The organism is Streptomyces sp. NPDC001339 (assembly GCF_042895955.1).
In the GTDB taxonomy this organism is placed as follows: Bacteria; Actinomycetota; Actinomycetes; order Streptomycetales; family Streptomycetaceae; genus Streptomyces.
The window spans coordinates 545114-558593 of record NZ_JBIAWT010000003.1 but is presented as its reverse complement, the minus strand read 5'-3'; the positions used below and the strand labels follow the sequence as shown (position 1 = coordinate 558593).

General features: G+C 72.4%; 11 protein-coding genes. 3 read left to right on the top strand and 8 right to left on the bottom strand.

What is annotated here, in order from left to right; translation table 11 throughout:
* Positions 1 to 103: 103 nt before the first annotated feature.
* Positions 104 to 1279 (bottom strand): lipase family protein, encoded by a 1176-nt coding sequence (locus ACFY12_RS11505; RefSeq protein WP_390715553.1) that lies wholly within the window; start codon positions 1277 to 1279, stop codon positions 104 to 106.
* A 186-nt stretch (positions 1280 to 1465) separates the two neighbouring features.
* Entirely contained in the window at positions 1466 to 2587 is a 1122-nt protein-coding gene (locus ACFY12_RS11500) for an AraC family transcriptional regulator (protein ID WP_390715709.1), read from the bottom strand.
* A gap of 283 nt (positions 2588 to 2870) precedes the next feature.
* Between ACFY12_RS11500 and ACFY12_RS11495 the strand changes: the two genes are divergently transcribed.
* Complete coding sequence (locus ACFY12_RS11495) at positions 2871 to 4682, top strand: AMP-dependent synthetase/ligase (RefSeq protein ID WP_390715552.1); 1812 nt, start codon at positions 2871 to 2873, stop codon at positions 4680 to 4682.
* Positions 4683 to 4783: 101 nt separating this feature from the next.
* Here ACFY12_RS11495 and ACFY12_RS11490 read toward each other — a convergent pair whose 3' ends face one another.
* Together ACFY12_RS11490 and ACFY12_RS11485 are read right to left on the bottom strand one after the other, a co-directional pair.
* Positions 4784 to 5548: a DUF4232 domain-containing protein gene (locus ACFY12_RS11490; RefSeq protein WP_390715551.1), complete on the bottom strand. Its 765-nt coding sequence runs from the start codon at positions 5546 to 5548 to the stop codon at positions 4784 to 4786.
* A gap of 534 nt (positions 5549 to 6082) precedes the next feature.
* Positions 6083 to 6769: a ScbR family autoregulator-binding transcription factor gene (locus tag ACFY12_RS11485; protein ID WP_390715550.1), complete on the bottom strand. Its 687-nt coding sequence runs from the start codon at positions 6767 to 6769 to the stop codon at positions 6083 to 6085.
* Between the two features lie 189 nt (positions 6770 to 6958).
* Between ACFY12_RS11485 and ACFY12_RS11480 the strand changes: the two genes are divergently transcribed.
* Positions 6959 to 7942, top strand: a complete 984-nt coding sequence (locus ACFY12_RS11480) for a ScbA/BarX family gamma-butyrolactone biosynthesis protein (protein WP_390715549.1) — start codon at positions 6959 to 6961, stop codon at positions 7940 to 7942.
* A 194-nt stretch (positions 7943 to 8136) separates the two neighbouring features.
* Positions 8137 to 8901 carry an SDR family oxidoreductase gene (locus ACFY12_RS11475; RefSeq protein ID WP_390715548.1) on the top strand — a complete coding sequence of 255 codons (765 nt, stop codon included), beginning with the start codon at positions 8137 to 8139 and terminating at the stop codon, positions 8899 to 8901.
* Here the strand turns inward: ACFY12_RS11475 and ACFY12_RS11470 are convergent.
* From ACFY12_RS11470 to gcl, 4 genes are all read right to left on the bottom strand, one after another.
* Positions 8879 to 9427 carry a methylated-DNA--[protein]-cysteine S-methyltransferase gene (locus tag ACFY12_RS11470; protein ID WP_390715547.1) on the bottom strand — a complete coding sequence of 183 codons (549 nt, stop codon included), beginning with the start codon at positions 9425 to 9427 and terminating at the stop codon, positions 8879 to 8881. The two genes, ACFY12_RS11475 and ACFY12_RS11470, sit on opposite strands and share 23 nt — an antisense overlap.
* Before the next feature lie 8 nt (positions 9428 to 9435).
* A complete protein-coding gene (locus ACFY12_RS11465; protein ID WP_390715546.1) occupies positions 9436 to 11049 on the bottom strand; it encodes an AlkA N-terminal domain-containing protein in 1614 nt (537 codons plus the stop codon).
* Positions 11050 to 11257: 208 nt separating this feature from the next.
* Entirely contained in the window at positions 11258 to 11479 is a 222-nt protein-coding gene (locus ACFY12_RS11460; protein WP_390715545.1) for a hypothetical protein, read from the bottom strand.
* Positions 11480 to 11596: 117 nt separating this feature from the next.
* Positions 11597 to 13378: a glyoxylate carboligase gene (gene gcl / locus ACFY12_RS11455; protein ID WP_390715544.1), complete on the bottom strand. Its 1782-nt coding sequence runs from the start codon at positions 13376 to 13378 to the stop codon at positions 11597 to 11599.
* Positions 13379 to 13480 lie beyond the last annotated feature (102 nt).

Below are 13480 nucleotides of genomic sequence, written 5' to 3'. Positions count from 1 at the left end.
GTTCCGGGCCGGGCATACGTGGCGAGGCGTACGTGGCGGGCCGGGCGCCCGCCCCGTACGCCCGTGCCCGCCGGCCTGTCGGTACCTGCCGGTGCCTGTGGGCTCAGCCGCAGTTCCCGCCGTCGGGCCGGTCCGCGAAACGGCCGGCGAGCCATTCGGCGGCCGGTACGGAGCCCACGATCGCCCCGAGGACATGCTCGCCGAGCGGGATCGGGGCCCAGCGGACGGTGGCGCCCTTGGCACACCAGTCGGCCCGCAGCCGCTTGCCGACCCCGTAGGGGATCAGTTCGTCGACGGTCCCGTGGTAGAGGAACACCGGGGCATCCGGCTTCTGCGTGCCCAGGCGGGACTCCTCCAGCCGGCGCTGCCAGTCGGGTGCGTCCAGCGGATTCTCGACGGTGACGTCGGAGATCCTCTTGAAGAGCCCGGCGACGGTGTTGACGGCCACGCAGTTCTTCTTCATGAAGTCGACGTAGTGGCGGCCCTTGGCGTTGAGGTACTTGTCCAGCCGCAGTTCGGGGAAGGCGGCGTTCTGTCCGGTGGCGGCCATCAGGATCAGCCCGGCGCCGATGTTGCCGTCGTTGGCGTCGGCGACCGTGCGCAGATCGGCCGGGACGCCACCGGTCGCGGTCCCCTTGACGTCGAGCTCGGGGGCGTACGAGCGGTGCAGTTCGGCCGCCCAGCTGGTCGCCTGGCCGCCCTGGGAGTAGCCCATGATGCCGACCGGGGAGACCTCGGTGACACCGGCCGCGCGTGCCCCGGGCAGCCGCTGCGCGGCACGGGCGGCGTCGAGGACGGCCTGTCCCTCGGCGCGTCCGACGGTGTAGGTGTGGTCGCCGGGGGTGCCGAGGCCCTCGTAGTCGGTGACCGCGACCGCCCAGCCGCGGGCGGTGAGCTGCTGGATGAGGTTGGCCTCCATGGTGGTGCCCTTGGGGAAGCCGGCCGAGGGCGCGCAGGAGTCGGCGAGACCGACGGTCCCGACGGCGTAGGTGATGAGCGGACGGGGGCCCTTCTTGCCGTCGTGGGGGACGATGACCGTCCCGGAGACAGTGTTGGGGGTGCCTTCGGCGGTGGTGGAGCGGTAGGTGAGGTGCCAGGCGCGGGTGCCGGTCGGCTGACCGGGCAGGGGGTGGAAGGAGGTCGGGGCGGCGGTCACGATGTCGCCCGGGCGGACCTTCGCGGGCGCGTCGGACTGCCCGGACGCGGGGGCGGCGCCGGCGAGGCCGAGGGTGAGCGACAGGACGGCGGCGGTGGCGAGTGCGGTGGCGCGTGGGTGCATACGGCTCTCCCAACTGACGGCTGACACGAGTGCCGGTGGCACGAATGCCGGTGGCACGCATAACGGGTGGCACGCATGTAACGGGTGGCACGCATGCCGGGTGGTCGAGGAGACCGTAGTGACTCGCGGGTAAGGAGGAACTGACCAGGACGCTCAGCTTTGTTGACCCCGGGTCTCACCCGGGTCTCAGGTGTGCGGGCCCGGTGACACCGGCCTGCCGGCCCTGTGACGTATGACGGGTGTCCGCAGGTCCACGCCCGCCCCCGCCCGTCCGTCCGCCGCGCGGGGCCGGTAGGCGCCGGGCGTGGTCCCGGTCCACCGGCGGAAGGCGCGGTGGAAGGCGGTGTCCTCCGAGAAGCCGATCCGCGCCGCCAGTTCGGCGACCGGCTCCCGCCCCGCCGCGAGCGAGGCGATCGCCGCGTCCCGGCGCACCGCGTCCTTCAGCCGCTGGTACGACGTGCCCTCGGCCTGCAGTCTCCGCCGTAGCGTCGCCGGACTGACGGCCAGCCGGGCGGCGACCTCACCGGCCTCGGGCAGCCGCGCCGGAGCGCCTGCCCGGAGCGCCTGGACGAGGGTACGGCGTACCTGTTCGGCGACGGTCGTCCCGTAGTCGCGGCGGCTGAGCAGGTCCGCCGGGGCCCGCCGCAGCAGCGCGGCCAGCGCGGCCTCGTCCCGTACGACGGGCGCCGCCAGCCAGTGGGCGTCCCAGCCGGCCGCGGTGCGCCCGGCGCCGAAGTGCACCGGGCAGCCGAACAGCGTGTCGTACTCGTGGGCATGGGGCGGCGCGGGATAGGCGAACGTCGCCCAGCGCAACGGGATGCGGCGGCCGACCAGCCAGCTGGAGAGCCGGTGCCAGATGACCAGGATGCACTCGGAGAGGAAGTTGCCCTCGTCGTAGGGGCGCAGGTCGGTGCGGACGGCGAAGACCGCCGCCGCACCGGCGCCGCCCGGGCCGGGGAGGGTCTCCACGGCCATCTCGGGGCCGCCGGGGAAGAGCCGGTAGAAGCGGGCCGCGCGGTCCAGGGCGGAGCCGAGGTCGGGGCAGCCGAGGCAGGCGTGGCACATCATGGCGAAGGTGCCGCGGCGGCTGGGCTCCGGCCCCAGGCCCAGGAACTCGTCGCCGGTGGCCCGGTGCAGGGCCCGGACCAGGCGGGCGAACTGTTCCGGCGTGACCCGCGCCCGGTCGTCGGCGAGGAGCAGCGGCGGGATGCGGGCGGTCTGGAGCAGCGGCACGGTGTCGATGCCGAGCCGCCCCGCGCCGCTCAGCGCGGCCCGCACGTGGTGCATCGCGATCGTCAACCGGCCCATGCCGCAACCCCGCTTCGCTCGGCCTCGCATCCGCTCGGCGCGCTCCGTCACCGGCCCTCCTCCCGGGGGCGCCTTCCCGCATCGGCTGGGGACTCCGGCCAGGACCGCGTGGCCGAAGTGGCGGCGCCGGCCCCACGGCGGACACCGTAGCCGTCGTGAGCGAAGAGGTCAGCGGGCGTGACGGTTCTGGTCATCCCGGGCGGCCGGCGCTCTCCCTAGCGTCGGACGCGCCCTTGGGCCCTGGTGGTGTGCGGGCCCGCTCGCCGGCTCTACGGGAGGCGCGATGCAGCACAGACCCGGCACCCTCGCCGTGTTCACCGAGTGGACCGCGCGGCGGTTCTCCGGTCTTCCGGCGCTGCGCTTCCGTACCGGCTCGGGGTGGTGCGAGCGCTCGTACCACGAACTCCGGGACGCGGTACGGGCGGTGGGCCGCGGCCTGATCGGCGGTCTGGGGGTGTGCCCGGGCGACAGGGTGGCGATCCTCTCCGAGACCCGGCCGGAGTGGACGTACGCGCACTTCGGGGCCCTGGCCGCGGGAGCGGTGGTGGTGCCGGTCTATCCGACGGCCGGGGAGGAGGAACTCGCCTGGGTACTGGGCGACTCCGGTGCGGTGGTGGCGTTCTGCGAGAACCCCGCGCAGGCCGACCGGGTCCGCCGGCTCCGGTCCACGCTGCCCGCCCTGCGCCATATCGTCCTGCTCTCCGGGGCCGGGGCCGAGGTCGGGGCCGGAGCCGAGGCCGGAGCCGGAGCCGGAGCCGGTGATCCGGTGCTCGGCGCCCTCCCCTCCCCCGCTCCGCTCGGTGACCTCCAGGCCCGCGCCGCCACCGTCACCGGCCGCGACCTGGCGGCCATCGTCTACACCTCGGGCACCACCGGCCCGCCCAAGGGCTGCCGCCTGACCCATGGCAATTTCACCGCCGTCCTGGACAGCACGGCTCCCCTCCTCGACGGCGGCCCCGGCGACACCACCTACCTCTACCTCCCGCTGGCCCACCTCCTGGCCCAACTGATCGAGTTGGTGTCCCTGCTGCTCGGCGGCGCGCTCTGCTACTTCGGCGGCTCGGTCGAGGACATCGTGCCCGAGCTCGCCGAGGTCCGCCCCACCCATCTGCCCTCCGTCCCGCGGCTCTTCGAGAAGGTGCACGCCACGGTCCGCTCGCTGGCCGAGTCCCAGGAGGGCGGACCGGACCGCTTCGACGCGGCGGTCCGGACGGGAGTGGAGGTGGCCGGGATGCTGGCCCGTGGCGAGGAACCGGACGGCACGCTGCTGGACCGCTGGCGCGCCGCGGACCGGGCGCTGTTCTCCCTCGTCCGGGCCGCGTTCGGGGGCCGGCTGCGCTGGGCGCTGACCGGCGCCGCGCCGATCGCCCCGCAGACCCTGGACTTCCTGCGGGCCTGCGGTATCGCCGTGTACGAGGGGTACGGGATGACGGAGTCGGCGGGCGTCCTCACGCTCAACCACCCCGGGGCGGTGCGGTACGGGACGGTGGGCCGGCCGGTGGCGGGGTGCGAGGTGCGGATCGCCGGGGACGGTGAGGTGCTGGCCCGCGGCCCGCAGGTGTTCGCCGGCTATCACGGCGGCCCGTCGGACGGTGCCGGGACCCTGGACCCGGACGGCTGGCTGCACACCGGCGATCTCGGCGCCCTGGACGGGGACGGCTTCCTCTCCCTCACTGGCCGCAAGAAGGACCTGATCATCACCTCCGGCGGCAAGAACCTCGCCCCGCAGGCCGTCGAATCGGCTCTGACGCAGTCGCGTTACCTCTCCCGCGCGGTGATGATCGGCGACCGCCGCCCGTACCCCGTCGCGCTGCTCACCCTCGATCCCGAGGAGATCGCCCGCTGGGCCGCCCGTACGTCCATCGACCTCGGCGACGCCCCGGCCCGCCATCCGGCCGTACGGGCACTCGTCCAGGAGGCGGTCGACTCCGCCAACTCCCGCGCGGCCCGCCCGGCCCGGATCCGCGCCTTCGCGATCCTGGACCGGGACCTCACGGTGGAATCCGGGGAGCTCACCCCGACGCTGAAGGTGCGCCGGGCGGCGGTGGCGGACCGCTACGCGAAGGAGATCGAGGCACTGTACGGGCTTTCCTAGGTGTTCTGTCCGGGGAGGTTGTGGACTCCGTCACCGCATCCGGCGCACACAGCGGGCGCCCGTTCCCATGGACGGGCGCCCGCAGGGGTGCTGACCGGCTGTCAGCCCGGCGACGATCCGGGCATCACAGCGGTCACGCCGAACCGTCCGCCGCAGACCCGCAGCCCGTGGCTGCCGGTGGTCATCGACTCCTTGGAGCCGGGCGGGTAGACGAAGACGAGCTGCGATTCGGCCCAGCACGGGGTGTCCGAGACCCCGTCGTTGAGGGTGTGCAGCACGGAGTACGCGCTCTGCCCCGGCCGCAGCCGGACGGCTTCGCCGCGGCCGCCCTCGCGGCTGGCGGGCTCGCCGACGGACGAGCCGTCCCGCTTGATCAGCGAGACCCCCGGGAAGCCACGCAGCGTACAGGCCTTCTTGCCCCTGTTCGTGAAGACGAGGGGGTAGCGGATGTTGCCCGCGCCGATGTCGGCGTCGCCGAGGCGCAGCGACATGTCGGCGGCGGTGCAGCGGTCCGATGCCGTCATGGACGAGGCCTGTGACTCGGTGGCGTTCGGGGTGCCGCTCGAGGTGCTGCCGCCGGAGGCCGCGGCGTTCGCGGACGGCCGCTCAGCGGTGGCCGAGGACGAGGAGGACCGGTCCTTCGCGCCGGACGGCTCGGTGCCGCCCCGCACACCGTTCTGTGCGCCGCCCTGTGCGCCGTTCTGCGCCCCGTTCTGGGAGGTGGCGGGGGCGGCGGCCGACGAGGGGCGGGACGCGGCGCCGGTGGTCCCGTCCTGGCAGGCGGTGAGCGTGAGCGCCGCGACGGCGATCAGCGATCCGGCGGCGACACGGCGACCGCGGCCTGGTGTCTTGATGGTGAGCGACATGAGTGTCCCCCTCGTCCGGTGGATGCGAGCTCTCGTATGGGTGCGTACGGTCCGTTCGTTTGTACTTCCAGAGTGGCCCCGCGCACTGCCGGACCGCTAACGAGGCACTAACACACCACTAACGAGTGGGCGCGCCCGGCACGCCGGTGCCCCCGGCACCTCCTTGACCAGCCGGGACTGCACGTGCGCCGCTCAGACTCGCAGAAAACCTCCGTGGCGCGGACGCGGCACCACCGGCTTCGGCCCACTTACCGCTCCCCTGGCCCGGGCCGTCGTCCGTCTGCCCGGCGACGGGCCCCTCGAAAACGACCGGAACGACGCTGTACGGCGAGGAGGTGGTGCGGTCGCCGCCCCTGGCGTGGTAACTGCCGGATCGTCTCGGCGAGTTCGGCCGCCCCACCGGAAGCGGCGGCGGTCCGGCCCGGGAGCCGCAGTCGGCGCCACACCGCATGTGCGGTCTGTTTCACCGTCCGGAACGGCTGATTTCCGCCTACGGAACGGCCGAATGGCCTCCAGGAAGCGCCCTGGACGGGATCAGCTCGCCACCGCTCCGACCTCGGCGTCGGACTCCGCCTGCGCGGCCGCCCGCTCCTGCAGCACGGCGTCCAGCCACTTCCCGCGCCCCGGGTCCAGCTTGAGCTTGGCGAGGATGGCCGGCACCGCGATGCTGGGCAGGGTGTGCTCGTAGAACACGGCCAGCCGACGGCCGAGGTCCTCCCGGTTGGACAGCGTGTGCGACATCATCTGCACCCCGGCGAACGCACCGACGAACAGCTCCGCGGTGTCGCGCACATCGATGCTCTCCAGGATTTCGCCGCGGCCCCGCGCCTCGATCAGCAGCCCCTCGATGAACGCGGCCCACGAGAGCATCGACTGCTTGCGGTCCAGGTGGTTGGAGCCCTGCTCGACGGCGAGCCGGGCCGCTCCGCGCTGGATCGGATCATTGCGCAGCCGGTACGCCAGCACCTGCCCCACATCGATGAATTCCTGGAGTTTGACCTGCTGCGGCTCCACCGCGATGTCCAGCACATGCTCCCCCAGCACCGCGAGCGCGAGCTGCTCCTTGGAAGCGAAGTGGAAATACAGGGCGCCCTTCGTCACACCGGCGCGTTCAAGAACTTCGGCGATGGTGGCGCGGTCATACCCGCGGTCGTCGAAGACTGACGCCGCCGCCTCCAGGATCAGTCGCCGGGTCCGGATCGCGCGGTCCTGCTGTGCCACAGGACGCCTCCTGTCTCTCGAAATCGTCAAGTTCCGCAACTGCTCAGTAGAGTTCAAGTCACCGCCCGGTCAGCTTATTTCCTCTTTCCATCAGCGCAGCATTGAAAATAAAACCGGATAGTACGTATCTTATCAGCGCAAGACCTCGACCGTAGATCCAAAGATCCATAGAGACGCCTGGGGGCAGTCATGAGCGACACGATGCACGTCAGCGGCACGGTTCAGCCCAGGTCCCCACATCAATTGTGCCTGGACGAGAACGAGCGGGCCGCTCAGGGGACGCGCGCCGACGCCCGCGTTCCCAGCGAATTCGTGCACCGTCCCGTCGCCGACGACATTCTGGTCACCTCCTGGCGCCGGGTGGACGACCGCCATTTCTCACTCACCGCCCGGTGGCCCCACGACCACGGCTACTTCGCCCCCGACCACGGCCGGCACCCGCTCATCCTCACCGCCGAGACCATCCGTCAGGCCGGGCTGCTCCTCTCGCACGCCGAACTCGGCGTACCGGTGGGCCATCACTTCATCCTCGGGGACCTCGTCTTCACCACGCACCCCGAGCTGCTCGCCAACGACGGCGGTCCCACCTCGCTGACGATCGACGTCATCTGCAGCAATCTGCGGATGCGCGCCGGCACGCTGATCGACGGGCGCTTCGATATGACGGTGCGCTCGGCAGGCCGGATCGTCGCGACCGGGCACTCCCATGTCACCGTCACCTCCCCCGCCGTCTACCGCCGGATCCGCGGTGAGCGGCTGACCGCCCGGCACAGCGCCGACCCGGTTGCCCCCTCCGTACCGCCCCGGCTGACGGGCAGCGCCACCGAGGACGAGGTCCTGCTCTCCCCCACCGACCGGCCCGATCGCTGGCTGCTGCGCATAGCCCCCGGCCATGCCGCGGTCGTGAACCCGGCGAACGACCACGTCCCGGGTATGGCGCTGATCGATGCCGCGCAGCAGGCCGCGTACGCCCTGACCGCGCCCGACAGCTTCGTCCCGTACGCCCTGGCCACCAAGTTCCACCGCTACGCCGAGCACGGCGCCCCCTGCGTCATCGAGGCCCGCCGCCTCTCGTCCGAGCTGCCCGGCACCACGACGGTGGAGGTGACCGGCCTTCAGGACGGTGAGCCGGTGTTCGTGTCCACCCTCACGGCGCTGGACGGACGCGGCTGAACGCCCGCCGCACACACCGCAGTACCTTCTTCTCCGCGGCACCCGGCCGCGAGCCGGCCCGTCCCGCTTTCACCGCAGACCACACGCCGCACACCGCACACCGCACACCGCACACCGCAATCAGAACCGAACCGGATCGACAGTGACCGGCGGCAGCACGCCCGCCGGAGGCAACGAAAGGCCGACGCACCATCATGGGTGACCTCAACGGAAAGACCGCACTGGTAACGGGATCCAGCCGGGGCATCGGCCGGGCCATCGCCCAGCGCCTCGCCCAGGACGGTGCGCTCGTCGCCATTCACTACAACAACAGCGACACCGAGGCCGAGGAAACGCTCGCGAGCATCAAAGCCGCCGGCGGGCGGGCATTCACCGTAAGGGCGGAACTGGGGGTTCCCGGCGACGCCGAAGCGCTGTTCACCGCCTTTGACGCCGAACTCGCGGCGTACGGCGCCGAACCCGGTCTCGACATACTCGTGAACAACGCGGCGACCAGGTTTTCCGGGCGCATCGGCGAGGCCACGGAGGAGGAGTTCGACCGCACCATAGCGATCAACACCAAGGCGCCGTTCTTCATCATCCAGCACGGTCTGCGCCGGATGCGGGACGGCGGACGCATCATCAACATCTCGTCGGCGGTGACGAGTATGGCGCACCCGTCGTCCATCGCCTACAGCGTCTCCAAGGGCGGAATGGACACCCTCACACTCACTCTCGCCAAGGATCTCGGCGAGCGCGGGATCACGGTGAACACCCTCGCCCCCGGCTGGGTCGAGACCCATGTGACCGAGTCCCACAGGGCGACGCCCGAGGGGCGGGCGGCGCTGGCGGCCGCTTCGGTCTTCAACCGCATCGGCCGGCCCGCCGATATCGCCGATGCCGCCGCCTTCCTCGCCTCCGACGACTCCCGCTGGATCACCGGCCAGCGCATCGACGTCACCGGCGGTTCGGTGCTCTGAGCCCGCCGGGCGTGCCGGCGGCCGCGGCGGCCTCGAGATCGAGCAGCCGCCGTTTGCGCTCCGGCCCGCCCGCGTAGCCGGACAGCGACCCGTCCGCGGCGATCACCCGGTGGCAGGGCCGGACCACCAGCAGTGGATTCGCGCCGATCGCCGTGCCGACGGCACGCACCGCGCCGCGCCCCGCTCCGATGCCGGCGGCGATCCGCCCGTACGTGGTCGTCGTCCCGTACGGAATCGACTCCAGCGCCCGCCATACACGCCGCTGGAAGTCGGTGCCCCGAGTGGCCGCCTGCTGCGCGTACTCGATGCGGAAGCGCGTCAGCGTCCCGTCGAAGTACGCGCCCAGCTGGCGTGCGATCTCGGTGAATGCGGCCGGGTCGTACCGCCGGCCGTCCAGGACGGCCGTGCCGCCCTTCTGGTCCGGCAGGGACAGTGCGGCGAGCGCGGTGCCGCCCGGCGCGGTGGCCGACTCCTCGCCCACCAGCAGGAGTTCACCCAGCGGGCTGTCGAGTGTGGTGCAGAGCATCGTGGACATCATGGCCGTTCGCTTTCCGTGGTCCGGTGGGAGGAGGTTTCCGTGGTCCGGTGGGAAGAGGTTTCCGTGGTCCGGTGGGAAGAGGTTTCGGTGGTACGGCGGGAAGGGGGAAGGCCGGTGGGAACGGTCTGCTCCGGCGCGGCGGCCGCGTGCCAGAAGTGGTGCGTCGCGTACGAGCGCCAGGGCCGCCAGGCCCGCTCGCATCCGCGCGGGTCCGCCGCCGGGACCCCGGCCCGGCGCATCCCGGCCCGTACGGCGGCGTCGCCGGACAGCAACACATCGGGGTCGCCCAGCGCCCGCATCCGGACGTAACCGGCGGTCCGGGGACCGATGCCGCGCAGGCCCAGGAGCCGGTGTGCGGCCTCGTCGCGGTCGGCTCCGGCGTCCAGGGTGACGGTGCCGTCGGCGAGTGCGGCGCACAGGGTGCGCAGGGCGGTGCGGCGCGGCTCAGGCGTGCCGAGCTCCGCGAGCGCGGCCTCCGCCAGGGCGCCGGCCTGCGGGAAGAGGTGGGTGAGCGCACCGGACGGCTCCGGCAGCGCCTCTCCCTGGGCGGCGACCAGCGCTCCGCCGAGCCTGCGGCCGGCGGCGTCCGGCAGTCCCCGGCCGAGGACGGCACGGACGGCGAGCTCATGCGGGTCGGGAGTGCCCGGCGAGCGCAGCCCGGGGCACCGGGCCACCAGCCGCGCCAGGAACGGGTCCGCGCCGAGCCGCTCCGCCACCGCGCAGGGATCGGCGTCCAGGTCGAAGAGGCGGCGTACGCGCTGGCTCGCGGTGGTGAGGTCACGCAGCTCGGTGAGGTGCAGCCGGCACTCCAGCCACCTCTCCCCGGGGCACTCGTCGACCTCGATGACGCCGGGCCCGTGCGGCAGCCGCAGAGTCCGCCGGTACGTACGGGCGCCCCGGTCCCCGGTCATCTCCTCGACTCCGGGGACAGCCTGCCGCTGGAGGTGATCGAAGATCTCCGTGCGCGCGTACGGACCCCGGTAGGCCAGCCGGAGCGGCAGGGCACCCGTGGTGGTGTGCGGGGCCGACGGACCGTAGCTGGACCCCTCGCCGGGGCGGCCGGCGCGCAGCGCGCTCGGGGTGAGTGCGTAGATCTCCCTGATGGTGTCGTTGAACTGGCGCACGCTGGCGAAGCCGGCCGCGAAGGCGACCTCGGACACCGGCAGGAGGGTGGTCTGGAGCAGGATCCGGGCGGTGTGGGCGCGCTGGGCCCGCGCCAGCGCCACGGGCCCGGCGCCGAGCTCGGCGTTGAGCTGCCGCTGCACCTGCCGGGTGCTGTAGCCGAGCCGGGCTGCCAGCCCGGCGACTCCTTCGCGGTCGACCACACCATCCCCGATCAGGCGCATCGCCCGCCCGACGGCATCCGCCCGGGCGTTCCACTCGGCCGAGCCGGGCACCGCGTCGGGCCGGCAGCGCCGGCAGGCCCGGAAACCGGAGCCCTGTGCGGCCGCCGCGGTCGGGAAGAAGGTGACGTTCCGCCGCCGTGGGGTGGTGGCGGGGCAGCTCGGCCGGCAGTAGATCCCGGTCGTGGACACCGCGAAGAAGAACGCCCCGTCGAACCGGGCGTCCCTGCTGCGCACCGCCTCGTACCTGCTGTCCTCGTCCCTCACGGACTCCACTGTGCAGCAGGCCGACCGGTGCCGCTGGCGGAAATCGGACACGGCGTTCCGCACCGCGCCCGCCGTGCCGGGGCACCTTCCCGGGCGCGGCCCTCCACCTGGGCGGGTGTGCGCGCCCGGCTCCCGGGCAACTCCCGCTCCTGGAGAGCGGGTTCGGGCATCCGCGGAGATCCGTCGGAAGCGCCCGGGACAGATAGACCTAGGGCATCGGCCAGTCGTCCAGCGAGCCGCCCCGCCATTCGACGAGGGCTGGGTCGTCGAGCCGGATGTCCTCGGCCGGCTCGGCGAATCCCGCGCGGCGGAGGAATTCGGCGACATCGCCACGGCCGTGGGCCAGGCCGACGATCTGCCCGTGCACGGTCACCCGGCGGCCGCCGGACGGCGCCGGGGGGTGCACGATGACAGGCGGATGCGCGGTCATGCCTCCAGCGTGCGCCGGGCTCCGCCCTCGCGCACGTCGGCGGCCGCCGCGGGCGTCGGTCCCCGCACGGTCGCGCGGGGACGCGTGGTGCGCCCGCGATCCGCACCGGACCCGGTGTCAGGACTTGAGCGGCAGGATCGCGGTGGGCGCGTGGCCCGGTTCGGTCGCGAGCTCCTCCCACTCGTTCACCTTGTCGATCTCCGCGGCGGCCATCGAGATATTGGTGATCCGCTCCAGGACGGCCTCGACGACAACCGGGACGCGATGCTCGGCGGCCAGCTTCTTGGCCTCCTCGAAGGCGGCGCCCAGCTCGTTCGGGTCGGTGACCCGGATGGCCTTGCAGCCCAGGCCCTCGGCGACCTTGACGTGGTCCACGCCGTAGACGCCGATCTCCGGCGAGTTGATGTTCTCGAATTCCAGGTTGACCTGGAAGTCGAGGTCGAGGTTGCGCTGCGCCTGGCGGATCAGGCCCAAGTACGCGTTGTTCACCAGGACATGGACGTAGGGGATCTTGTGCTGGGCTCCGACGGCCAGTTCCTCGATCATGAACTGGAAGTCGTAGTCGCCGGAGAGGGCGACGACCGGCGTCTCCGGGTCGGCGGTGGCGACACCCAGCGCGGCCGGAACGGTCCAGCCGAGCGGGCCGGCCTGCCCGCAGTTGATCCAGTGGCGCGGCCGGTAGACGTGCAGCATCTGCGCGCCGGCGATCTGGGAGAGGCCGATGGTGGTGACGTACCGGGTCGCCGGGCCGAAGGCCTTGTTCATCTCCTCGTAGACGCGCTGCGGTTTCATCGGGATGTCGTCGAAGTGCGTACGGCGCTGCAGCCGGGCCTTGCGCTCCTGGGTGGACGCGGCCCACTCGGCACGGTCGGGCAGCTTCCCGGCGGCACGCAGTTCCCGGGCCGCCTCGACGAACAGCTCCAGTGCGGCCTTGGCGTCCGAGGCGATGCCGTAGTCCGGGGCGAAGATCCTGCCGATCTGGGTCGGTTCGATGTCGACGTGGACGAACTTCCGGCCCCTGGTGTAGAGGTCCAGCTTGCCGGTGTGGCGGTTGGCCCAGCGGTTGCCGATGCCCAGGACGAAGTCGGACTCCAGGAAGTTCGCGTTGCCGTAGCGGTGCGAGGTCTGCAAGCCGGCCATGCCGGCGTTCAGCTCGTGATCGTCGGGGATGACACCCCAGCCCATCAGGGTGGGGACGACCGGGGTTCCGGTGAGCTCGGCGAACTCGACCAGCAGCTCCGAGGCGTCGGCGTTGATGATGCCGCCGCCGGCGACGATCAGCGGACGCTCGGACTCCAGCAGGAGCCGGACCGCCGTGTCGATCTGGGCCCTGGTCGCGGCCGGCTTGAAGGCCGGCAGCGGCTGGTAGGTGCCGGGGTCGAACTCGATCTCGGTCAGCTGGACGTCGAGCGGGAGGTCGATCAGGACCGGGCCGGGGCGTCCGGACCGCATCAGATGGAAGGCCTGCTGGAAGACGCCGGGGACCTGGGCGGCCTCCATCACCGTGGTCGCCGCCTTGGCGACCGGCCTGGCGATCGAGGCGATGTCGACGGCCTGGAAGTCCTCCTTCTGGATCACCGCGGTCGGCGCCTGGCCGGTGATGCACAGGATCGGGATCGAATCACCGGTCGCGGAGTAGAGGCCGGTGATCATATCCGTGCCGGCCGGACCGGAAGTGCCGATGCAGACGCCGATGTTGCCCGGACGGGTGCGGGTGTAGCCCTCGGCCATGTGCGAGGCGCCCTCGACATGGCGGGCCAGCGTGTGATCGATGCCGCCCGCGGCCTTGAGCGCGGCGTAGAAGGGGTTGATCGCGGCGCCGGGCACTCCGAAGGCGTGGGTCACGCCCTCGCGCTTGAGGATCTCCACCGCGGCACGGGCGGCTGTCATTCGAGGCATCGCGTACTCCTGCGTCGGCCGGTCACGGGCTGGTTCCGGCGAAGAGCCGGCGGCACCGGCTCTCACCCTTCCCCGTAATTCCGCATTACGGAATTAATATTT

Bases quoted from the DNA above. Each gene is read 5' to 3' on its own strand.
- ACFY12_RS11505 (WP_390715553.1), bottom strand. From the start codon at position 1,279: ATGCACCCACGCGCCACCGCACTCGCCACCGCCGCCGTCCTGTCGCTC.
- ACFY12_RS11500 (WP_390715709.1), bottom strand. From the start codon at position 2,587: ATGGGCCGGTTGACGATCGCGATGCACCACGTGCGGGCCGCGCTGAGC.
- ACFY12_RS11495 (WP_390715552.1), top strand. From the start codon at position 2,871: ATGCAGCACAGACCCGGCACCCTCGCCGTGTTCACCGAGTGGACCGCG.
- ACFY12_RS11490 (WP_390715551.1), bottom strand. From the start codon at position 5,548: ATGTCGCTCACCATCAAGACACCAGGCCGCGGTCGCCGTGTCGCCGCC.
- ACFY12_RS11480 (WP_390715549.1), top strand. From the start codon at position 6,959: ATGAGCGACACGATGCACGTCAGCGGCACGGTTCAGCCCAGGTCCCCA.
- ACFY12_RS11475 (WP_390715548.1), top strand. From the start codon at position 8,137: ATGGGTGACCTCAACGGAAAGACCGCACTGGTAACGGGATCCAGCCGG.
- ACFY12_RS11470 (WP_390715547.1), bottom strand. From the start codon at position 9,427: ATGCTCTGCACCACACTCGACAGCCCGCTGGGTGAACTCCTGCTGGTG.
- ACFY12_RS11460 (WP_390715545.1), bottom strand. From the start codon at position 11,479: ATGACCGCGCATCCGCCTGTCATCGTGCACCCCCCGGCGCCGTCCGGC.
- gcl (WP_390715544.1), bottom strand. From the start codon at position 13,378: ATGCCTCGAATGACAGCCGCCCGTGCCGCGGTGGAGATCCTCAAGCGC.